19 protein-coding genes are annotated in these 21,106 nt (G+C 63.5%); 5 read left to right on the top strand and 14 right to left on the bottom strand.

Annotation, left to right across the window (positions count from 1 at the left end; genetic code table 11):
- Nucleotides 1–71: 71 nt before the first annotated feature.
- The 13 genes from DWV00_RS24810 to DWV00_RS24750 form a co-directional block, all read right to left on the bottom strand.
- Entirely contained in the window at nucleotides 72–1,592 is a 1,521-nt protein-coding gene (locus DWV00_RS24810) for a CoA-acylating methylmalonate-semialdehyde dehydrogenase (RefSeq protein ID WP_115536254.1), read from the bottom strand.
- A 154-nt stretch (nucleotides 1,593–1,746) separates the two neighbouring features.
- Nucleotides 1,747–3,495 (bottom strand): AMP-binding protein, encoded by a 1,749-nt coding sequence (locus tag DWV00_RS24805; RefSeq protein WP_115536253.1) that lies wholly within the window; start codon nucleotides 3,493–3,495, stop codon nucleotides 1,747–1,749.
- A 296-nt stretch (nucleotides 3,496–3,791) separates the two neighbouring features.
- Nucleotides 3,792–4,040, bottom strand: a complete 249-nt coding sequence (locus DWV00_RS24800) for a hypothetical protein (RefSeq protein ID WP_115536313.1) — start codon at nucleotides 4,038–4,040, stop codon at nucleotides 3,792–3,794.
- A 350-nt stretch (nucleotides 4,041–4,390) separates the two neighbouring features.
- Entirely contained in the window at nucleotides 4,391–4,963 is a 573-nt protein-coding gene (locus DWV00_RS24795) for a hypothetical protein (protein WP_245965017.1), read from the bottom strand.
- 134 nt (nucleotides 4,964–5,097) lie between these two features.
- On the bottom strand, nucleotides 5,098–5,484 hold the full coding sequence (locus DWV00_RS24790; RefSeq protein WP_245965016.1) for a globin family protein: 387 nt from the start codon (nucleotides 5,482–5,484) through the stop codon (nucleotides 5,098–5,100).
- 346 nt (nucleotides 5,485–5,830) lie between these two features.
- Nucleotides 5,831–7,042 (bottom strand): SAM-dependent methyltransferase, encoded by a 1,212-nt coding sequence (locus DWV00_RS24785; protein ID WP_115536251.1) that lies wholly within the window; start codon nucleotides 7,040–7,042, stop codon nucleotides 5,831–5,833.
- Nucleotides 7,039–7,875: a DUF1365 domain-containing protein gene (locus DWV00_RS24780; protein ID WP_115536250.1), complete on the bottom strand. Its 837-nt coding sequence runs from the start codon at nucleotides 7,873–7,875 to the stop codon at nucleotides 7,039–7,041. The genes DWV00_RS24785 and DWV00_RS24780 overlap by 4 nt, the downstream gene beginning before the upstream one ends.
- Complete coding sequence (locus DWV00_RS24775; protein ID WP_115536249.1) at nucleotides 7,872–9,179, bottom strand: NAD(P)/FAD-dependent oxidoreductase; 1,308 nt, start codon at nucleotides 9,177–9,179, stop codon at nucleotides 7,872–7,874. The genes DWV00_RS24780 and DWV00_RS24775 overlap by 4 nt, the downstream gene beginning before the upstream one ends.
- A gap of 161 nt (nucleotides 9,180–9,340) precedes the next feature.
- Nucleotides 9,341–10,453 carry an SAM-dependent methyltransferase gene (locus tag DWV00_RS24770; RefSeq protein ID WP_115536248.1) on the bottom strand — a complete coding sequence of 371 codons (1,113 nt, stop codon included), beginning with the start codon at nucleotides 10,451–10,453 and terminating at the stop codon, nucleotides 9,341–9,343.
- 28 nt (nucleotides 10,454–10,481) lie between these two features.
- Nucleotides 10,482–11,303, bottom strand: a complete 822-nt coding sequence (locus DWV00_RS24765) for a DUF1295 domain-containing protein (protein WP_115536247.1) — start codon at nucleotides 11,301–11,303, stop codon at nucleotides 10,482–10,484.
- 134 nt (nucleotides 11,304–11,437) lie between these two features.
- On the bottom strand, nucleotides 11,438–12,163 hold the full coding sequence (locus DWV00_RS24760; protein ID WP_115536246.1) for an anti-sigma factor: 726 nt from the start codon (nucleotides 12,161–12,163) through the stop codon (nucleotides 11,438–11,440).
- On the bottom strand, nucleotides 12,160–12,744 hold the full coding sequence (locus DWV00_RS24755) for a sigma-70 family RNA polymerase sigma factor (RefSeq protein ID WP_115536311.1): 585 nt from the start codon (nucleotides 12,742–12,744) through the stop codon (nucleotides 12,160–12,162). The genes DWV00_RS24760 and DWV00_RS24755 overlap by 4 nt, the downstream gene beginning before the upstream one ends.
- Nucleotides 12,745–13,045: 301 nt before the next feature.
- Nucleotides 13,046–14,179 (bottom strand): acyl-CoA dehydrogenase family protein, encoded by a 1,134-nt coding sequence (locus tag DWV00_RS24750; RefSeq protein WP_115536245.1) that lies wholly within the window; start codon nucleotides 14,177–14,179, stop codon nucleotides 13,046–13,048.
- Between the two features lie 219 nt (nucleotides 14,180–14,398).
- Between DWV00_RS24750 and DWV00_RS24745 the strand changes: the two genes are divergently transcribed.
- The 5 genes from DWV00_RS24745 to DWV00_RS24725 all read left to right on the top strand — a co-directional run bounded on the left by DWV00_RS24745 (nucleotide 14,399) and on the right by DWV00_RS24725 (nucleotide 20,074).
- Nucleotides 14,399–15,418 carry an AraC family transcriptional regulator gene (locus DWV00_RS24745; protein WP_115536244.1) on the top strand — a complete coding sequence of 340 codons (1,020 nt, stop codon included), beginning with the start codon at nucleotides 14,399–14,401 and terminating at the stop codon, nucleotides 15,416–15,418.
- Between the two features lie 171 nt (nucleotides 15,419–15,589).
- Nucleotides 15,590–17,386, top strand: coding sequence for a sensor histidine kinase (locus tag DWV00_RS24740; RefSeq protein WP_115536243.1), 1,797 nt, complete (start codon nucleotides 15,590–15,592; stop codon nucleotides 17,384–17,386).
- Nucleotides 17,387–17,419: 33 nt separating this feature from the next.
- Entirely contained in the window at nucleotides 17,420–17,872 is a 453-nt protein-coding gene (locus DWV00_RS24735) for a response regulator (protein ID WP_115536310.1), read from the top strand.
- Between the two features lie 2 nt (nucleotides 17,873–17,874).
- Nucleotides 17,875–19,380 (top strand): PAS domain-containing protein, encoded by a 1,506-nt coding sequence (locus DWV00_RS24730; RefSeq protein WP_115536242.1) that lies wholly within the window; start codon nucleotides 17,875–17,877, stop codon nucleotides 19,378–19,380.
- 31 nt (nucleotides 19,381–19,411) lie between these two features.
- Nucleotides 19,412–20,074 (top strand): dihydrofolate reductase family protein, encoded by a 663-nt coding sequence (locus DWV00_RS24725; RefSeq protein WP_115536241.1) that lies wholly within the window; start codon nucleotides 19,412–19,414, stop codon nucleotides 20,072–20,074.
- A 71-nt stretch (nucleotides 20,075–20,145) separates the two neighbouring features.
- Here DWV00_RS24725 and DWV00_RS24720 read toward each other — a convergent pair whose 3' ends face one another.
- Complete coding sequence (locus DWV00_RS24720) at nucleotides 20,146–21,051, bottom strand: LysR family transcriptional regulator (protein ID WP_115536240.1); 906 nt, start codon at nucleotides 21,049–21,051, stop codon at nucleotides 20,146–20,148.
- Between the last annotated feature and the right edge of the window lie 55 nt (nucleotides 21,052–21,106).

Below are 21,106 nucleotides of genomic sequence, written 5' to 3'. Positions count from 1 at the left end.
CGTGTTCGATTCGAGCCGGGATCCGACATTGGCCGGATCTCGGCGTCAGGCATGACGCATCACATCAGACCTCAGCGCAGGCTGATCGTCGTGTTGACGCCGCCAACGGATGCATCGTCGAACCAGCGCGACGTGACCGTCTTCGTCTGCGTATAAAACTGAACGACTTGCTTGCCGTAGGGGCCCAAGTCGCCGAGCTTCGAGCCGCGCGAGCCCGTGAAGCTGAAGAACGGAACGGGCACGGGAATCGGAATGTTGATCCCGACTTGGCCGACGTCGATTTCGCTTTGGAACTTGCGCGCCGCCGCGCCGCTTTGCGTGAACAGGCCGACGCCGTTGCCGAACGGATTGCGGTTGACGAGCGCGATGGCGTCGTCGAGCGTTGCAACGTTCAGCACCACGAGCACCGGGCCGAAGATCTCCGTGCGGTAGATCGTCATGTCGGTGGTCACGCCCGAGAAGATCGTCGGGCCGATGAAGTTGCCTTCCTCGTAGCCGGGCACACGCACGCCGCGTCCGTCGAGTTCGAGCGTCGCCCCTTCGTCGGCGCCCTTGGCGATCAGCGACAGCACGCGTTCCTTGGCGGCCTTCGATACGAGCGGACCGACATCGGTATTCGGCTCGATGCCCGCGTTGATCTTGAGCGCCTTGGCGCGCGCGACGAGGTCCGGCAGCCATTCGCGCGCCGCGCCGACGAGCACCAGCGCCGACGTCGCCATGCAGCGCTGTCCCGCCGCTCCGAAGCCGGCGCCTACGAGCGCATTGAGCGTTTGCTCGCGATTGGCGTCGGGCAGCACGATGGCGTGGTTTTTCGCGCCCATCATCGACTGCACGCGCTTGCCGTGTTCGCTCGCGAGCGTATAAACATGCGTGCCGACGGCCGTCGAACCGACGAACGAGACCGCTTTGACGGCTTCATGCGTGCACAGCGCGTCAACCACTTCCTTGCCGCCGTGGACGACGTTGAGCACGCCGCGCGGGATGCCGGCTTCGATCGCGAGCTCGACGAGCGCCATCGTCGAGAGCGGGTCTTGCTCGGAGGGTTTGAGCACGAACGTATTGCCGCAGACGATCGCCATCGGGAACATCCACAGCGGGATCATGGCCGGAAAGTTGAACGGGGTGATGCCCGCGCAAACACCGATCGGCTGGCGCAGCGTATAGGTATCGACACCGCCCGCCACATTCTCGGCGAACTCGCCGAGCTGCAGCGTGCCGATCGATGCCGCATGCTCGACGACCTCGAGCCCGCGGAAGATGTCGCCTTCGGCATCGGGCAGCGTCTTGCCTTGCTCGGCCGTCAGGATCTTCGCGATGCGCGGCATGTGTTCGCGAATCAGCGCCTGGTACTTCAGCATGATTCGGGCGCGCGCGGCGATCGGGGTCGACTTCCATTGCGCGAACGCCGTTTGCGCGGCGCCGACGGCGGCATCGACTTCCGCGCGGGTGGCAAAGGGCACGCGCGCCAGCACTTCCTGCGTGGCGGGATTGACGATATCGCGCCACTCGGTCGAGGCGGATTCGACGAATTCTCCGTTGATCAGCAGCTTGACGGTCGGATGGTTTGCGCCGGCGGCGGAAGATGCGCTCATCGATGGACTCCGGTTCGGTTCAAGGGGATGCGCGGCCGTTGCAGGCTCGCCGCGCGAAAGCAAGCCGGCGCGCGGGGCAGGCGCGGCTTGCGGGGATGGGAATGCGGGGGCGGTGTTCCCGGCATCGTAGGCTTCGTCACCTTCACTCTCACTTTCACCGCAGATCGGGGAAGTCCTCTTCCCAATACTCGCCGGGCAGCCGTTCGGCGGCGTCGCCGCGCTCCATTTCGCGGCGGCGCAATTCCACTCGGCGGATCTTCCCGGAGATCGTCTTGGGCAACTCGTAGACTTCGAGGCGACGGATCCGCTTGTACGGCGAAAGCCGTTCGCGCGAAAACGCGAAGATGCTCCTGGCGAGTTCCGGGCTGAACGTATAGCCGTGGCGCAGCATCACATAGGCTTTCGGGACCGCCAGCCGCAGCGGATCGGGGCTCGGCACGACCGCCGCTTCCGCCACCGCCTCGTGTTCGATCAGCGCGCTTTCGAGTTCGAACGGGCTCAAGCGATAGTCGGACGACTTGAAGACGTCGTCGGCACGGCCGACATAGACGTAGTAACCGTCTTCCCTGCGCATCGCGACATCCGACGTGTGATAGCGGCCGTCGCGCATCACGCGCGCCGTTGCCTCCGCGTTGTTCGCATAGCGTGTCATCAAGCCGAGCGGGCGCTCGCAAGGTTCGGCGGTATCGCCAGTATCGCCATCGTCTTGCGCGCCACCGAGCCTCAGTGCGATTTCGCCTTCTTCAGCGGGGTGTCCGTCGGGATCGACGAGCAAGACCCGGTAGCCCGGCATCGGCCGCCCCATGGAGCCCGGGATCACGGCCTGTCCCGGCGAATTGCCGATTTGGCAGGTCGTCTCCGTCTGACCGTAGCCGTCGCGGATCGTGATGCCCCACGCCGCTTTCACGCGTTCGATGATTTCCGGATTGAGCGGTTCGCCCGCGCCGACGATCTCCCGCAGCGAAACGGCATGAGACGCGAGCGGCTCCTGAACGAGCATGCGCCAGACGGTCGGCGGTGCGCACAGCGTCGTGATGCCGTGGCGCGTCAGCGTGTCGAGCACGGTCTTGGCGTCGAAGCGCGCATAAGTGAGCACGAAGACGCACGCGCCGGCATTCCAAGGCGCGAAGAAGCAGCTCCATGCGTGCTTGGCCCAGCCCGGCGAGCTGATGTTCCAATGCACGTCGCCCGGTTGCAGCCCGATCCAGTACATCGTCGACAAGCTGCCGACCGGGTAGCTCTCGTGCGTGTGCTCGACGAGCTTCGGCTTCGAGGTCGTGCCCGAGGTGAAATAGAGCAGCAGCGGGTCGCGCGCGAGCGTGGCGGCGCGCGGGTCGAATTCGGGCGAGGCGGCATAGCCGTCCTCGAAGCGGTGCCAGCCGGCCGCCGGCGCGCCCGGTTCGGCGCCGACGGCGATCTTCACGAGCGCTGCATCGGCCGTGTCGAACTTGCCGCACTCGGCCGCATCGACGATCGCGAACGTCGGCTGGCCGATCTCGATGCGCTCGCGCAGATCGCCGGCGGACAACTGGGTCGTGGCCGGCATCAAGATCGCGCCGAGCTTGATCGCGGCGAGCATGGCGTCCCAGAGTTCGACGCGGTTGGGGAGCATGAGCAGGATGCGGTCGCCGCGGCCGACGCCCAGGTCGCGCAGATGATTGGCGATGCGCGACGAGCGTTCGGACATCTGCTCGAACGAGAGTTTGATTTCTTGCCCGGTGTTTGCATCGACGAGCCAGAGCGCCGGGGCTCGGTTGCCGCGGGCGATTTCGTCGAAGTAGTCGATGGCCCAGTTGAAATCGCCGAGTGCGGGCCATGCGAAGTGGCGATAAGCATGGCCGTAGTCGGACCGATGGCGCAACAGGAAGTCGCGCGCGGCTAGAAAGCGCTGTGACGGGTTCATTTCTGTCTCCTGAAGCCTACGCGGCGCTCGGCCCATGCAAAGTCGGGTTGCTTTGCTTGTGGTTCCGGCGCGTTTCCTAATTTATAGACGCGGATGCGTCGCGCCACCGGCAAAGCGGTTTTCGATCGCTTATGCCGATGTCGATGGACCACGCGTCGAAGTGTAGGCAGCAGGGGGGGCGCTTTCGATGCTCAAGCCGCTCACTTTGCATGAGCGCATTTGCCACCCGCTGGGTACACGGGTGGAGCGAGCAGGGCTGGAAGGGCTGGCGGTGGGGGGGAGGCGCGGGCGCGCGTTCAGCTCAGGCCGAGCACGCGTAGGACGGCATTGCCGTCTTCGGTCAATTGAAAGCGGGTATCGCCCGTTTCGAGCGTGACGGACTCCACGAGGCCGGCTTCCTGCAGCATCGGAATCTCCGGCTTCGCGGAGACGTCGATCGGCGAGTGGAGCAAAAGCAGCAACGTGGCGAGCTCGTGGTGGCTCAGGATGCGCTGCAGCATCGTGCGCGGCTTGCGCGGCGCAGCATGTTCGTTTGGGTCAGTCATCGGGCCGGCCTCCATCGCGTATAGCGGCCGGCAGATGTTGGGGGCAGTGCCTTAAGCGATTCTTAAGACGAGGGGATGTCGTCGCGGCGCGCTGTGTGCCGCAAAACACGATAACGTGATGAAAACAAAGGATTTGGGTGCGCCGCGCCGTCCCCTCGTGTATCGCGGTGTTACACAATTTTCTTGGTAGCTAGACGGCGTCAATTCGTGAGCGCATACGCAGACAACCCAGTGTCCGCTGGACGCCGCGTGAGCCAGTGCGGGTTGTCGGCCAGCGCTCCTCGTCTTTCACAGTCGCGTGCGCTCTCATCTCTGCGCACGCGACACTCCGAGAAAAAAGCTGCCGCTGTTCAAGTGGCCGCCGCGGCATTGTCGCGAACGGCCGCCCCTGGCGAAAGGTACTGCAAGCGCACCGCCAGCCCGATCTTTGGCATATTGCTAGCCGTTATCGTAACAAGGTAGTTCGAGTACCGATATTGGACGCGCGCGGTCTCGCCGGCTTGGGCACGCAGCGCAGCCGGGCTGGCATTTCCAAATGCTATCGGCGGTGCCCCTAACAAACGGTTCAGCGCTGCTGTGGAGTGGTCCCAAACATCGCTGACCTGTTCGGCGCTCATTCCGCGCGTGTAGATGTCGACGCCGATCAACCTGTCGTCAGGGCCGAAACTCAACCACATCTCGCTGACGGGTGGACCCGCGAGGCCGAGCGCGGCCGCCGAGAAACCGCGACAGCGAAGATAGCGGTACCCGTGCCGGATGGCTTTGCATGATATCGATCTAGCTTTCGTCCACTGCAAGGCATCGCTTTCCGTGGTGGTATCGAATGCCAAGCCGGCCGGCGCCGGGCGAATCGGCGCCGGGTTAAGGCGCGCAAAGCCAGCCCAGCCACGCGATTGAAGAGATTGGACTTCGGCCGTCGACACGTTCTCGACGGGGCAGGGCAAGCCGAGCGCTCGCAGGAGGGGCCGAGCAGCGGGGAGATGCAGCAAGCCTACGCCGCCCGTTCCGAGAAGAGCGCACGACAAAGCCCCTGCAACAATAGAGACGGTTCGGGTTCTCATTGGCAATTGGCCGCGGTGTTGGGCCCCAGATACTGTGGATTCGACGCGAGTATTTGCGGCTTAAGCCCGACGAGCACTGGCGCGACGCGACCGACGTAGGCGTCCGGCACACCGTCCGCTTTCATGACAGCCGCGGCATCGGTAATGAATTGATCGAATACGCAACTCGGCACGCCGACGTCGGCGTGCACGGAGGTCATGTCATCACACATCTGCGTGGTGCCGTCTGCAGTGACCATACCTGGATACGAGTAGGGTCCGCCGAAAAGTGCGTCGAACTGAAGGTTGAGGCAGGCCTTTAGCCGGCCGATCGAGTCATGGCCCGGCATGCCGATGTGAGCGAAATAGGGCGCTTCCTTGGGGTCGGCGAGCAAACCCGCCACGGCGTCGTCAACGACCTTCGCGACCGCAGCGGGCGCGTTTGCGTTTCCGCCCAGGCCCGCCCACATATCGGCGTTTTGCGGATACTGTGCCACGGGCGCCTGCGTTGAACTCCCGCCGCCCCCGCATGCTGCCAAGATTGCGGCAGTCACAGCGGCAGTAGCAAAAATATACGACTTCATGGTGCGATCCTCCTGACGGATATTGACTACGGCTTCATCGACGTGGACTTCGCGTCGAACATTGGCAAATACGGTCGAGGGCGGTGTCCGGATGCGTGCGTTTGTTCACGGTCGAGTGGAAGCGGCCCAATCGTCGCCACCAAGCCGGCTCGCCATGCCCGCATCGTTAGTCCGTGCGCTGCACGATGAACTGCATGACGTCGGTGCGCTGCTCCGCGAATCCGGCTTCGCAGTAAGCCAGATAGAGGCGCCAGGTGCGGATGAATTTTTCATCGAGACCGAGCGACCGTACGGTTTCAAGACGACCCTCGAAGGCGCCATGCCAGAGGCACAGCGTGTGCGCATAATCAAGCCCGAAGGAGAGCGATGGCTGTGCGAAAAGATGTGCTTCCGAGGCGCGCTTCACGAACAGTTCTGGGCTCGGCAACATGCCTCCGGGGAAGACATATTCGCGAATGAAGTCGCTTGAGGCTCGGTAGGCGCGAAAGCGCTTATCGTGGATCGTGATCGTCTGCACGAGCGCGCGCCCATGCGGCGCTAGGCATCGGCGCAGCGTACCGAACCAAGTTGGCCAATACATCTCTCCCACGGCCTCGAACATTTCGATCGAAACGATCGCGTCATATTGGCCGCGCAGATCGCGGTAGTCGCAAAGATCGATACGGGCGAGTCGATCAAGGCCTTCGCGCGCAACGCGCTCTACCGCGAACCCGTGCTGGCTCGGCGAGATCGTCACGGCATGGACGTCGACGCCGAGTCTCGCCACATGCCGCGCAAAGCCGCCCCAGCCGCACCCGATCTCGAGCACGCGCATGCCGGGACGCAGGCCGAGCGTATCGACGATGCGTTGGTACTTTGCATGCTGCGCCGCTTCAAGCGTACGGGAGTAGTCGCCGTCGAACAACGCGCTCGAATACGTCCACGTTGGATCGAGCCAGAGGCCGTAAAACGCATTGCCTACGTCGTAGTGCGCGTGGATATTGCGCCGGCTGCCCGCACGCGTATTGCCGCGCAGGCGGTGGCGCAGGTTGTACCACAGCTGCTCGAGCCTGCGGCCATGAACCGTGCGAGCGATCGCTGCCTCGTTTCGAATGGCCAAGCGCAGTAGGGCCGTGAAATCCGGGGAATCGATCCAACCGGCGCGGTACGCTTCGGCCAGGCCGATGTCGCCCGAACGCAAGATCGCGCGGCAAGCACGCCAATCCGAAATTTGCAGCGCCGCACAGAGCGGCTCGCGCGGGTCTCCGAAGATTTCTCGCGCGCCCTCGGGCATCGAAAGCGTTAGGTGGCCCACCTTGATGCGGCGCAATAGACCTATGAACAGCTTAGCGCTCGGAAGCAGTTGCGGTTGGATTAGGAACGAACGCAGGAATGTCATGACGGGGTCTCGTCGTCTAGCAACTTGGAATGCGAATCCGAAGGACACGATGTTGCGTCCGCCGCATCGGTACGGGGGTGAGCGCCGTAAAAAGGCGTGCGCTTGAGCCATAGCCGCAGTGCCTGCCAATAGATACGGGTCATCACGCCAACAATGCCGAGCGGTTGCTCGGCCAGCGCTTTCAGCACGAGCGCGCCCGTGAACCGTCCGCTGCGCAACATAAGCGAGGTACACAACAGCGGGCCGTCGCCATCGCCGTAATCGATGGCAACGGCGGTGCGATCGCCGTCGCGACGCACGTGAAACGCGTATTGCCCCTTTACATGACAGAAAGGCGAAACGTGAAACGTTTTTCGGCACGTGAGCACCGTGTCGTTGACGATGGGCGCGTGCCCGGGAGCGCTGAGCAGATAGCCGTGGTGCGCGCCGAACGTGTTGCGCACATCGGCATAGAGCGCGCGCAATGCGCCCGAGCGGTCATGGCAAAACCAGAAGCTCACCGGATTGAAGGCATAGCCGAATAGACGCGGAAGGGTCTGCAGCCAGATTTCGCCGTCCGCAGGGATGCCCGCGTCGACGAGCAGTCCTCGCATCCAGACATCGAGCGAGCGCCCGTCGCGCGGTCCGAAGTCCGATGTCACGAGAGCAAGAGGCGCCCACCGATCGATACCGAACCACCAGCGCCGGACCTGCGCGAGCCGGGCGAGGTCGACGCTCACATAAAACACGCGATAGTCGAAGCGGTGCGTGACCGGTTTCAGGCGAGCATGCGTCACGTGGCCCGTGAGCAGTCGCGCCGGTGCACGGTCGGCGGGAATCGGCCCGTGTGTCATAGCGATGCCCACGAGGGCGCCACATCGAAGCTGTGCGCGATCCGCAATGCCGATTTCAGGCCATCCTCGTGGAATCCATAGCCGGTCCAGGCGCCCGCATACCACGTGCTCCGACGGCCTTGAATGTCCGGCAAGCGCTGCTGGGCGTCGACGCAAGCCAGATCGAGCAGCGGATGCTCGTATTCGTAGCAGCCGATTTCGTGTTCGGGGGCGGGCGCTTCGGTCGGATTCAGCGTTACGATCACGGGCGTGCGGAAGGGCAACGGCTGCAGTTGATTGAGCAGATAGCTGACACACGCGGGCTGTGCATCGCTGCTGCGGTGCTGGCTGTGCGTGCTTAGATAGTTCCAAGCCGACCAGACGCGCCGGCGCCGCGGCAACAAGCGCGTGTCGGTATGCAGCATCGCGACGTTACGCTGATACCGCACGGCTCCGAGCACGCGCCGCTCCATGTCGTCGGCGTCGGAGAGCAAGCGCAGGCTCGTGGGTGCGTGGCTCGCCAGCACGACCGCGTCGAAGCGCTCCGCGCCGGCCGAATCGGTCATTACAGTGACGCCGCCCGCGTCGCGCGTGACCGCACGCACGGGGGTGTCGACGCGTACGTCGTCGAGGGTGGCAGCGATGCGCCTGACGTACTCCCGGCCGCCGCCGGCGACGGTTCTCCACGCGGGGCGACCATTGACTTGCAATAATGCGTGGTTAAGGCAAAAACGCAAGAAGCTGACAGCCGGAAAGCGCAGGATATCGTTGGCCGCGCTCGACCAGATGGCGGACGCCATCGGCAACAGGTAGTGGCGCTGAAAGGGTACCCCGTAACCACCGTCGAGCAGCAATTCGCCGACTGACCATCGATTGCGGGCCGCGCTTTGCAAATGCTCATGTGCCGATGCGTTAAACCGCAGTATGTCCCTCAGCATGCCGAGGAAGTTTGGCGAAAACAAATTGCGTCGCTGCGCAAATACAGTATTGAGGTTAGTCCCGGCCCACTCGAGCTGGCCGCCGTCGAGCGATACCGAAAACGACATATCGGTTCGATGCGCCTTCACGCCAATCTCATCGAACAGCGCGATGAGATTGGGGTAAGTGCGGTCGTTGAATACCAGAAAACCCGTATCGACCGGATGGCTCGATCCCTCGAGTTCGACGTCGACGGTATGGGTGTGCCCTCCCAAATGCGGGGCCGCTTCGAAGAGCGTGACGCGATACCGGCGCGCAAGCAGGTAGGCGCTGGCTAACCCGGCAATGCCGGCGCCCACGATGGCTATTCTCGCGTCTTGCCGCATTTCGGCGCGTTCTATCTGCATGGTCGATCGCTCTCCTCTTGCCGGTATCTGGACTGTCCTCGCAAATACGTACGAGCCGCGCGTGGGGATGCAGCAACCCATCGATCTCATCGATGTAACGGCGAACAGCCGTTAACAGCGATGAACAAGCGCGCAACTACGGAGCTTTGGGTGGGAGATGCCTAAGCCTCGGTCCGATCGAGACGTTCCTTCTTCCGCTTTTCGAACAAGTAGTGCGCGACGCCCCATTCATTTCCATGTGCATAACCGAAGAGTTCGGCGACACCCATGTAGAACATGCGCCAGCGCCGAAACCAAAGCGCGGCGTCGCGGCCATAGATTTCGGTGAAGATTGCGAGGATGCGCTCGCGCCCTGCGTCGAGCGATTCAAGCCATTGATGCGCGGTGCGCGCATAGTGGTTGCCGCTGATCCACCATTGCCGCGCGACGCGCAGATCGTCCTGGAAGTTCAGCAGCAGCGCGGCCGACGGCATCGTGCCTCCGGTGAAGAAATGACGCGTCATCCAATCGGTTTCGTCGCGGGGCGCGAAATGATAAGCGAGCGTGCGGTGCGCAAAAATATGGACGAAAAGCTGCCCGTCATCGTTCAGCCAGCGCGCGATTTTCGCGAGGAGCAAGCCATAGTTCTTCATGTGCTCGAACATCTCTATCGACAGAATCCGGTCGAAATCGCGGTCACGTTCCGGGAAGTCGAAACTCACGATATCGCCGGTCAGCACGCGTATGTTGTCGAGCTTGCGGTGTTTCGCCAGGCGCTCGATGAAGGATCGCTGACCCTGCGAGTTCGACAGCGCGACGACTTGCGCCGACGGAAAACGCTGTGCGAGCCATAACGTAAGCGATCCCCAGCCACAGCCGAGATCGAGGATGCGCTGGCCGTCCGCGAGGCCGGCCCGCTTCACATAGCATTCGAGCATGGCCTCCTCGGCTTCCGATAGGCTCTCGTCGCCGCGCGCGTAGTAACCGCAGGAATACTTCATGTTGGGCCCGAGATGGGCCTCAAAAAAGGCAGCGGGCACTTCATAATGCTGGGCATTTGCGGCGCGCGTTTCAACGGCGATCGGCATCGTCCGCAAGTCGTTCAGCAACCGATGGAACGATTCCGCGCCGCGCTCGGGATCGTCCGCGCCTTCGTCGCGCAAACGGGCGCGCATCAGCCGGCGCATGCCGGCACGCACGAGCACGTCAGGCACGAGCCCTCGTTCACAGCAACGAATGGCCCAATGATCGTTGATCGGCCGCACGATACCTGGGTCGTTCGATATCGTCCCCATGAGGAGCGCTCCTTTTACGTTTTACGTGTTAGTGACGTTCATCGTGGGCGCTAGCGCTGCGCGTCGGCGGCCAAGGGATCAGCGGGCTAGTGGTGCGCATGTAGTCGCTGTAACCGGCGCGCGTGGCCGCGAGCCGCGCTTCGAGCAGCGGCAGGCCGGACACTTTCATCAGGAGCCATGCCATCAGTAGCGGTGGTGTGACGGTCAGCCATCCCCAAGGCAAGCCGATGGAAAGCACCGTGTATGCGAGCCAGTGAAGGCATTCGAAAAAATAATTTGGATGGCGCGAGTAGCGCCAAAGGCCCACGCTTAAAACTTGCCCGCGATGGTTCTCATCGGCGATGAATCGTGCGAGTTGACGATCGGCCAATGCTTCACCGCCGACCGCGACAGCCCATACAGCGGCGGCTCCCAAAATCCGGGCGCGGGACGCCGCTTGCATTGAGGAGGCAGGCACGAAGAACGCCACTGCAAGTAGCAGTGCCGTTAGTGCCTGCAGCTGAAACAACCAGAACAAATTGCGTGTGGCCGAGCGCCCCCAGTTGTCGCGAAACTGACGATAGCGCGGGTCTTCGGGTTTGCGATAGTTGCGGCGCCAAAGATGGACCGTCAGGCGGCTTCCCCAAGCCGCCCCGCCGATTGCAACGACAATGCGGTTCGCGACGGCACCAGTGCCCGCAATGGCGACAAAAATCGCAACCATGCCGATGCCGGCAGCCCATGCCGGGTCGATCATGTTCGCGTTGCAGGTGCGCAACTGCAATAACCAGACGACGAAGAACGCGAACGCAAGCGCGCAGGCCGCAATAGCGACAATAGCGACAATGGCGACAATGGCGACAGGAGGCACGGGGTGACGGCTCCCTATAACGGTCTCCCCTTAGATACGAGCGAGGACCGACAAGGGATGCATCGGGCGAGGTCAATTTTTGCCGCGCGCATCGGCATGCGGGCCGGCGCCTTTGCGCCGGCATCCCGCCGGCTTCAGACCGCGTGCAAGGCGCCCGTGGCGATCACGGGTCCGGTGGGCTGGCCGGAGGGCGACCCGCCGTGGGGTTCGACGGATACTGCCAGCACCGCTTGCGTATTGATCTGCGTGAGAATTCGCGGCGGCAGTGGAATTGAGGCTGGGCCTTGTGCTGGAATCAGTCCGAGCGCAACGGGTTTGGCGCCCGGCGCTATCAGCCACAGCTCCGTCGAGCGATCCGCGGCGATTTGCGGCGCGTTGGCCGTGACGATCACCATTCGGGCGCGCTTGACATCCACCGTTGCAGTCCAATGTGCCGCACCGTTGCCGTGGGCGAGCGTCGCGACGATATAGCCATTTTGCACGGCAGCCGGCTGCTGCGTGCCGCGCAGCACCACGATGTTGACGGCTGCCGACGCTAGGGCGGCGGCGGTAGCGCCTGCGCCAAGCCAACGCCATAACGGCAGGTTGTTCCACCATTGGCCGCGCGCGGCAGCGGCCGAATCGGCGTGTGGAAAGCCGAGGTCACGCGTGATTCGAGTCCATACGCGAGCCGGCGGATTAAGGCCTGGTAGGTCTTCGGCAAGCACGGTAAAACGCGCAAGCCATGTGTCGAGGGTCGCTCGGATGGCGGGCTCACGGTCTGCTTCGAGTTCGAGTGCGCGTCGCGAGTCTCGATCGAGTACGCCGAGGGCATACTCGGCGCAGCGTAGGCCGTCGGAGGGTTGGTCGGACGTGTTCATCTCTCGAGACACACTTTAAGTTGCATGAGGCTTCGACGGACCCAACTTTTCATGGTGCCGAGCGGCACGTGATGGCGCTCGGCCAATTCATTGTAGGTCGCTCCTCCAAAGAAGGCTTCCCTTATTGCGCCGCGCTGTTTGGCCTCCAACGCCTTCATGCATCGTTCGAGCCGCTGCCGCTCTTCGCTCCCTTGAGCGGCGTCCACCGGGGTGGGGGAGTCGTCCTCGATCAAGGCGACTTGTTGCTCGTCGATCTGCGTTTCGCGGTGCTCGCGCATGCGGTCGATTGTACGGTGGCGTGCCAGCGTGACAAGCCAGGTCATCGCGCTGCCGCGTTTCGGATCGAAGCTATCCGCGCGCCGCCACGCATTCATGTAGACGTTCTGCAGCAAATCCTCCGCTTCTCCGCGGTCGCGAACCATGCGCACGATGACGGCAAATACATGCGCCGCGGTGAGTTCATAGAAATCCGTAAAGGCAGGTCGGCTTCCTTCCGCAATCCGCAGCAAGATGGCGTTGAGATTTGCGCGACGTGCCTCATCGGCATCCGGCCACGAGGGCTTGTTCGGCGTGTCCTGCATGGTTTGAGCGAATTGGCGCGGATCAGTATGCGAGGAGCGCCGAATATAGCATTGAAACACGTGTTTTGCGGCGCCCTTCATGGCCCGTGGGGAGCCCGCGGAGCACGCTGCGCCTTCGATAGACGGATCGCTAACCGCTGGTTGACGGCCGTCAGTTTCTCGCCGCGAGGCAACGTGACAGCTTCTACAACCGAATAGTACCGATGCGGCCAGGGGCTGAAGGGCGGGCCCGCGCGGCGGGGCGGCCGCGGCATGGCGTACGCCGCCCCGCCTGCGCGGCCCGACCCGATGTCCCCGTGTCTCAGAGGTGGCGGGCGATGACCATCCGCTGAACTTCGCTCGTGCCTTCGTAGATCTGCGTGATCCGCGCGTCGCGGTAGTGGCGCTCGACCGGATAGTCGGCCAGGTAGCCGTAGCCGCCGTGAATCTGGATCGCCTTGGAGCAGACTTCCTCGGCCGCCTCCGAGGCGTAGAGCTTCGCCTGCGACGCCTCCGACAGGCAAGGCTTGCCCGCGCTGCGCAGCCGGGCGGCGTGATGGACGAGCAGGCGGGCGGCGTTCAGGCGCGTGGCCATGTCCGCGAGCATATGCGCGATCGCTTGATGCTCTTTGATGGCTTTGCCGAACTGGATCCGCTCGCCGGCATAAGCACGGGCGGCATCGAACGCGGCCCGCGCGATGCCGACGGCCTGAGCGGCAATCCCGATGCGCCCGCCCTCGAGGTTCGACAAGGCGATCTTGAGCCCTTCGCCGCGTTCGCCGAGCAGATTGTCCTCCGGCACGGCGCAGCCCTCGAGCGTGATCGGACAGGTATCCGATGCCCGAATGCCGAGCTTGTTCTCCGGCCGGCCGACCGAGAAGCCCGGCGTGTCGGTCGGCACGACGAAGGCCGACAGCCCGCGCTTGCCGAGTTCCGGATCGGTGACGGCGAAGACGATCGCCACGCCGGCACGTCCGCCGTTCGTGACGAATTGCTTGCTGCCGTTGATGATCCAGCGGCCGTCTTCCAGCACGGCCCGCGTTCTCAGGTTATTGGCCTCGGAGCCGGCATGCGGCTCGGTCAGGCAAAACGCGCCGATCGTCTTGCCGAGCGCGAGCTCGGCGAGCCAACGCGCTTGTTGCTTGGCTGTGCCGAACTTCAGGATCGGCCCGCAGCCGACCGAGTTGTGCACGCTCATCATCGTCGCGCAGGCAGCGCAGCCGGCCGCGATCTCCTCCAGGGCGAGCGCATAGGCGACGTAGTCGGTATAGGTGCCGCCGAGCTCGGCCGGGACCATCATGCCGAGCAAGCCGAGCTCGCCCATCTGCCCGACGATGTGAGCGGGCAACGCGCCGTCGCGGTCCCATTCGGCGGCATGCGGCGCCAGGCATTCGGCCGCGAACTGCCGTGCGGCATCGCGGATCATCCGTTGTTCATCGGTATAGAACTCGTCCATGGCGGCGCAAACCTGCGAAATGGGTCAAAATGGCGCGCCGGGAGGGCGAGCCGAATACGCGTCGAAGTGTAGGCAGGCTCGCGGCGGCTTTCGATGCTCAGGCCGCTCAATCGTCGTGAGCGTATTTGCCATCGGGGTGATTGGAGGCGTGGGGCATCGAGGCACCGGGCATCGCGGCCAGCGGAGCGTGTGTGCATCGACTGCCCGCCGGAACGATTCATGGATAAAGAAAAAGGGACTATCGCCGTCAGTCTCGTCGAGGAAGCCATTCGCTGCGTCGAGCGCTGCGGCGTCGATCCCGCGCCGATGCTCGAGCAGGCCGGCATCTCCCCGCAACTGCTGGCTTCGCCTCAGGCGCGCGTATCCTCGGCGCAGTACGGCGCGCTGTGGAATGCGGTCGGCAGCGGGCTCGACGACGAATTCTTCGGCCAGGACTCGCACGCGATGCGAAGCGGCAGCTTCATCGCGATGTGCCAGGCGGCGCTCACCGCGCGCAACGGTGCGCAGGCGATTGCGCGGACCACGGGCTTCATGCGGCTCGTGCTCGACGACATGCGCGCGGACGTCGACACGACGAGCGAGCGCGTGCGCCTGGTCTATCGGCTCAACGAAGGCGTGGGCGATAAGGAGATGTTTGCCTATGCCACGTATTTCATCCTCGTCTATGGCGTGGTGTGCTGGCTGGTCGGGCGCCGGATTCCCGTTCGTGCCGCGCGCTTTCGCTGCGCCGAGCCCGCGGCGGGCCACGAATACCGCTCGATGTTTTGCGACGACTTACGCTTCGGCGAATCCGAGTCGTATGTCGAGCTGGCTCCAGCGTTTCTGGAGCTGCCCGTCATCCAAACGCCGAAGTCGCTGAAGACGTTCTTGCGCAATGCGCCGGCGAGCTTCCTCGTCAAATACCGCAATCCCGATTCGCTGGCCGCACGGGTGCGGCGAGCGCTACGCTCGCGTTCGATATCGGAATGGCCCGGCGCCGACGCGCTGGCCGCGGAATTGCGCATCGCCGAGGCGACGATGCGCCGCAAGCTCAAACGCGAAGGCGAAACCTATCAGTCGATCAAGGATGCGCTGCGCCGCGACATGGCGATTGCCGCCTTGCAGAGCGGGGGGCAAACGATCGCCGATATTGCCGTTGCCGTCGGATTTGCAGAGCCGAGCGCGTTTCACCGCGCGTTTCGGAAGTGGACGGGCGCACGTCCGACCGACTACCGCCCCGTGAATACCGGGCGCGCATGAGCTGGCGGGTTGGAGGCTGCGCGCTGCAGAGGCTCGTAAGGGCTTGTAAGGCCTTGTAATTGTTACAAAATCATGACGATCGCGCCAAGTTACGATTTCTTTTTGTGATTCGTCAGTCGAATTTCCTATCTTGTAACGAAGCACTGCAATGCACGTTCGAGGTTCCAGGAAATGAATAAAGCTGTCACGCGTTTCGGCGGGCTCGGCGGTACGGGGTGGCGTTGGGTGGGATGGGGCTGGCCGTTCATCGGCCTGCTCATGCTCGTCACGGCCGGCATCGGGGCGTTCGGTACCGTGAGCCTCTATAACAGCGAGGCCGAGGTCCAGCATTCGGATGCGATCTACACGGGCCTCGAGCGGCTCCTGACGCTGTCGCGCGACGCGGAATCGGGGCAGCGCGGGTTCGTGATTACCGGCAGGGAGGAGTATCTTCACCCCTACCGCGAGGCCGAGCCGCAGATCAGCAAGCAACTCGACCGTCTCGAGGCGCTGCTTTCGGGCGACACGGTGCAGGAGCAGCGGCTGGCGCAGCTGCGCGCGCTGCTCGACGAAAAGCATCGCGAACTGCAGTCGGTCATCAGCGTGCGGCGCGACCAAGGATTCGAGCCGGCGCAGGCAATCGTCCAGAACGACACGGGCCGAACGTTCATGGAGCATGCCCGTGCGATCGTTTTGACGATGGAGCACGAGGTGGGCGATCAACTCTCCGCGCGCCAGGCGGCGGCTCGCCACACGCGCGACTTGGCGGTGGCGATCGGCCTCGCCTCGGGACTGTTGACGGTCCTCATCTGCTTGTCGTTCGGCTACTTGGCCCGGCGCATGCTGCGTCGGGCGGCCGAACTGACCACGTCGCTGTTCGAGCAGAAAGAATTGCTCGAAGTGACGCTGACGAGCATCGGCGATGGTGTCGTCGCCACCGACGCCGACGGGCGGATCACGTTTTTCAACCGGGTAGCGCATGCATTGACGGGCTGGCGCCCCGAAAACACGCTCGGCCATCCCGTCGATGAGATCCTGCGCTTCGAGCGCAGCTACGACGGCAGCAAGGCCGAGAACCCTGGCGTCGTCGCGATGCGCGAGCGGCGCACCGTCGATCATTCGAACGGTACGGTGCTCGTCGGATGCGACGGCAAGCGAACGTATGTCGATGCGAACGGCGCACCGACCTTCGATTCGCAGGGGCGGCTCGTCGGGTCGGTGCTCGTCTTGCACGACGTGACCGAACGCGCGCGCGCGGAGCTGCAATTGCGGCAGCGCACCGACGAGCTTGCGCGGTCGAATCGCGACTTGGAGCAATTTGCCTACGTCGCGTCGCACGATCTGCAGGAACCGCTGCGCGCGGTGGCGGGGCCGCTGCAAATTTTGCAGCGGCGCTACGAGGGAAAGCTCGACGATCGGGCCGACGAGTTCATCGGCCATGCCGTCGACGGCGCGACCCGCATGCAGACGCTGATCGACGATCTGCTCAGCTATTCGCGCGTCGGCCGCCTCGAAGATCCGAAGCGGGCGATGCAGGTGAGCGATGCGCTCGATGGCGCCTTGAGGAATTTGTCGGTGGTCGTGCAGGAAACCGACGCGCAAGTGACGCACGACACATTGCCGACGGTGCTCGGTATTCCGACGCAGTTGACGCTGCTTTTTCAAAACCTGATCGGCAATGCCATCAAGTTCCGGAACAAGGATCGCCCGGTGCACGTTCACGTCGGCGCAAAGCCGGCGGGCGACGAATGGCAGATATCGATCGCCGACAATGGCATCGGGATTGCAGCGCAGTACTTCGAACGCATTTTCGTGATCTTCCAGCGGCTGCATACGCGTCGCGAATATCCGGGAACGGGGCTCGGGCTCGCGCTGTGCAAGCGCATCGTCGAGCATCACGGCGGGAAGATCTGGCTGGAGTCGAAGCCCGGCGAGGGCACGACGTTCTTCTTTACCTTGCCGCGCGCGGCGGGTTCGAACGCAGGCTAATGCACTAATGCATCGTTCTTGGGGGTGTTGCGCATGCTACGCGATGAAAGCGGTAGGCTCGTTCACATTCTTCTCGTCGAAGACAGTCCCACCGACGTCATGTTGACGCAAGAGGCGATGGAGCAATACAAGGTGCTCAATCCGCTCGATATCGTCGAGGACGGCGTCGATGCCATGGATTATCTGAAAGGCCGCGGCAAGTATGCGGGCCAGCCGGCGCCGCGCCCCGGACTCATCATCCTCGATCTGAACCTGCCGCGCATGAGCGGGCGCGAGGTGCTGTACGAGCTGAAGCAGGATCCCGATCTGCGTAACATCCCCGTGGTGGTGCTGACGACGTCGAAGTCGGAAGAAGACGTGGTGAAGTCGTATTGTCTCCACGCCAATTGCTACATCACGAAACCCGTGGATTTCGCCAAGTTCATCGACGTCGTGCGCAGCATCAATGAATTCTGGTTCGGCGTCGTCACACTGCCTCCGGTCTGATCTTGAACACGCCGACGTCCGTCCAGGTCCTGCTGGTCGAGGATAGCCCCACCGATGCGCTGATCATCGGCGAGGCGCTGATCGACATCAGAGAGTTCGAGCATAAGCTGACCCATGCCGAATCGCTCGCCGATGCGCTCGCGCACGCGCAAGAAATGCGGTTCGACGTCGTCCTGCTCGATCTCGGTCTGCCGGACGGCAACGGCATCGAAACGTTCCGGCGCTTCCGGCACGTCGCGCCCGATACGCCCGTGCTCGTGCTGACGGGGCTCTCCGATATTTCAGTCGGCCTCATTGCAATTCAAGAAGGCGCGCAAGACTATCTGCTCAAGCGCGAGATCCAGGCGGCGCTGCTCAGCCGCGCAATCCGCTACGCGATCGAGCGCAATCGCGCGCTCACCGCGCTCGCCGCGAGCGAGGAGCGGTTTCAACTGGCCGTCGGCGGGGCGAGCGCGGGCCTGTGGGATTGGAATCTGCGGACGGGGCAAATGTATTTGTCGCCGCATTTTCGGGAAATCGTCGGCCATGACGAGGACGAACTGCCGAACGAGATGCGGGCGCACTACGAGATCATCCATCGCGACGACGTCGAGCAGGTCATGCTCGCGCTGCGGGCGCATACCGAGGACCAGCATCCTTACGACATCGAATATCGTGTCCGCACGCGGGCGGGGGAATACCGCTGGATCCAGTCGCGCGCGCAGGCGCTCTGGGATGCGTCGGGCACGGCGTACCGCATGGTCGGATGGATCATGGACGTCACCGACCGCCGGCGCGCGGCCGAAGCGCTGCGCGAATCGCGCGAGGAATTGCAGCGCCTGTCGGCGAACATCCAGCACATCCGCGAAGAGGAAAAGACGCGAATCGCACGCGAACTGCATGACGATCTGGGCCAATTGCTGACTGCATTGAAGATCGACATGATCCGCTTCGAAGAGGCGATCGCGGGTAAGATCGATCAATCGTCGGCCGGCGCGCTGCGCAATATCTACGGGCTCATCGATCAGCTCGTCGGGTCGGTGCGCCGCATCGCCGCCGACTTGCGTCCCGTGATGCTCGACGATCTGGGGCCGATTCCCGCGATCGATTGGTTCATTCACGAGTTTTCCGCGAGACACGGCATTACCGTCAACGCTCAACTCGACGTCAACGAGGTGACGTTCAATCGCGATAGCGGCACCGAGGTGTTTCGCATGGTGCAGGAAGGGTTGACGAACGTCGCGCGGCATTCGGGCGCGAGCGAGGCCAACATCGAAATCGCGCGCGACGAGCCGTTTTGCGTCGTCAAAATCAGCGACAATGGCCGGGGCGCGCTGCCCAGCGCGCGGCGCAGCCGCAAGTCGTTCGGGCTGCTCGGCATGCGCGAGCGGGCCGCGCGGTTAGGGGGCGAGCTCGATGTTGCCACGGCGCCAGGAGAAGGCTTTGCATTGACGGTGACGCTGCCGCTCGCCGTCGTCGAAGCGCCCGATGCCGACGATGCGGGGGGCGGCGCCGTCGCGAAGCATTGAACGAAGACAACGTAGAGAACGGAGACAACAGATGACACGCGTTCGCGTTGCGGGCTTCACCCTCTCGCTCGACGGATACGGAGCCGGTCCGAATCAAGATATCGACCATCCGCTCGGCGTCGGCGGGACGGAACTGCATCAATGGCTATTCCCGACGCGTACGTTCCAGCGCACCTTGTTCGGCCAGGACGGCGGTACGACCGGGGTCGACGACGATTTCGCCGCCCGTGGCTTTCAGAATGTCGGGGCTTGGATTCTGGGGAGAAACATGTTCGGCCCCATTCGCGGGCGCTGGCCGGACATGAACTGGAAGGGCTGGTGGGGCGACAATCCGCCGTATCACGTTCCAGTCTTCGTCTTGACCCATCATGCTCGCGCGCCCATCGAGATGGAAGGCGGCACGACGTTCCACTTCGTGACGGGCGGCATTCGCGAGGCGCTCGACCGCGCGCGTGAGGCTGCCGCCGGAAAGGACGTGCGGATCGGCGGCGGGCCGGACACGATCAAACAGTATCTGCGTGAGGGCCTCGTCGACGAACTGCACATCGCTATTTCGCCGGTCTTGCTCGGCCGCGGAGAGTCGCTGTTCGATGGGGTTGACTTGCGGGCTCTGGGATACGAATGCGTCGAATCCGTCGCGTCGGAGAAGGCCTCGCATGTCGTGCTGCGGCGCCGAGGGCGCACGGACGCTTGACGGCTCGCTGAATGGCGGCGTTTCCGGCCTGACGGTTGTCCGCTGCCCGTTTGAGCGGCGCCCGCAACCGGTTAATCGAAATACGGCTCCAATACGCCCTCTATCCAATTCATGAAGGCCCGGACGCGTGGCGACAGGTTGCGTCGATGGGCCACGACGAGCGACGCGGCGAGGGGTTCGGGACGCAGGTCGGGCAGAACCTCCACTAGCGCGCCGCGTTCGATGTGGCGCGCGAGCCCTGGAGATCCCGCCTGGATCAACCCGATGCCCGCAAGTGCGGCTGCGTGATAGGTCTGCACACTGTTCACTTGCACGGCGCCCGGCAGCGCAAGCGTCGCGTAGCCGTCGCCGTTCGGATATTCCCATCCGGCAAGCTTGGCGCCCAGTGTTCGCGTGTAGTGAACCATCTGGTGCCCTTGGCTGCGTAGATCATCGAGCGTGTGCGGGACGCCGTAACGAGCCAGATAGCCCGGGCTCGCCGCATTGATCATGCGCAGCTTGCCGATCGGCCGGGCAATCAGCGTCTCGTCGACGATCGGCCCCAGCCGGATCACGCAATCGAACCCTTCTTGAACGAGATCGACGCGCCGATCGGTGCTGGATAGTTCCAGTTCCAACTCCGGATGTGCGGCCATCAGTTGCGGCAGTGCGGGAACCACGATGCTTTGCGCCAACTCTGTCGACATGTCGACGCGCAGTCTTCCCCGTAGCGGCGCCCTGTTGCCCGCGAACATCGATTCCAGTTCTTGAACTTCGGCAAGCAGGTCGCGTGCGCGTGAATAAAAGGCGCGCCCATCCTCTGTAAGTTGCACGCTTCGGGTGGTCCGATGCAGGAGGGTAGCGGCCACATCTCGCTCGAGTTCTCGGATCACGGTCGAGACGCGCCCCTTCTGAATGCCTAGGCTTTCGGCCGCGCGCGTGAAGCTCGACATTTCAGCGACACGAGCAAAGATCAACAGTGCGTCAAGGTTTTGCATTGTTCACTCGGAGAGTAACAGAACGTTCCATTTGACCTCGTTTATAACTCAATCG

Source organism: Trinickia dinghuensis (assembly GCF_003367175.1).
GTDB classification, from domain to species: domain Bacteria; phylum Pseudomonadota; class Gammaproteobacteria; order Burkholderiales; family Burkholderiaceae; genus Trinickia; species Trinickia dinghuensis.
The sequence above is the reverse complement of the archived record's forward strand: the minus strand, read 5'-3'. Positions and strand labels throughout refer to the sequence as shown.

Bases quoted from the DNA above. Each gene is read 5' to 3' on its own strand.
- DWV00_RS24810 (WP_115536254.1), bottom strand. From the start codon at position 1,592: ATGAGCGCATCTTCCGCCGCCGGCGCAAACCATCCGACCGTCAAGCTG.
- DWV00_RS24805 (WP_115536253.1), bottom strand. From the start codon at position 3,495: ATGAACCCGTCACAGCGCTTTCTAGCCGCGCGCGACTTCCTGTTGCGC.
- DWV00_RS24800 (WP_115536313.1), bottom strand. From the start codon at position 4,040: ATGACTGACCCAAACGAACATGCTGCGCCGCGCAAGCCGCGCACGATG.
- DWV00_RS24785 (WP_115536251.1), bottom strand. From the start codon at position 7,042: ATGACATTCCTGCGTTCGTTCCTAATCCAACCGCAACTGCTTCCGAGC.
- DWV00_RS24780 (WP_115536250.1), bottom strand. From the start codon at position 7,875: ATGACACACGGGCCGATTCCCGCCGACCGTGCACCGGCGCGACTGCTC.
- DWV00_RS24775 (WP_115536249.1), bottom strand. From the start codon at position 9,179: ATGCAGATAGAACGCGCCGAAATGCGGCAAGACGCGAGAATAGCCATC.
- DWV00_RS24770 (WP_115536248.1), bottom strand. From the start codon at position 10,453: ATGGGGACGATATCGAACGACCCAGGTATCGTGCGGCCGATCAACGAT.
- DWV00_RS24760 (WP_115536246.1), bottom strand. From the start codon at position 12,163: ATGAACACGTCCGACCAACCCTCCGACGGCCTACGCTGCGCCGAGTAT.
- DWV00_RS24755 (WP_115536311.1), bottom strand. From the start codon at position 12,744: ATGCAGGACACGCCGAACAAGCCCTCGTGGCCGGATGCCGATGAGGCA.
- DWV00_RS24750 (WP_115536245.1), bottom strand. From the start codon at position 14,179: ATGGACGAGTTCTATACCGATGAACAACGGATGATCCGCGATGCCGCA.
- DWV00_RS24745 (WP_115536244.1), top strand. From the start codon at position 14,399: ATGGATAAAGAAAAAGGGACTATCGCCGTCAGTCTCGTCGAGGAAGCC.
- DWV00_RS24740 (WP_115536243.1), top strand. From the start codon at position 15,590: ATGAATAAAGCTGTCACGCGTTTCGGCGGGCTCGGCGGTACGGGGTGG.
- DWV00_RS24735 (WP_115536310.1), top strand. From the start codon at position 17,420: ATGCTACGCGATGAAAGCGGTAGGCTCGTTCACATTCTTCTCGTCGAA.
- DWV00_RS24725 (WP_115536241.1), top strand. From the start codon at position 19,412: ATGACACGCGTTCGCGTTGCGGGCTTCACCCTCTCGCTCGACGGATAC.
- DWV00_RS24720 (WP_115536240.1), bottom strand. From the start codon at position 21,051: ATGCAAAACCTTGACGCACTGTTGATCTTTGCTCGTGTCGCTGAAATG.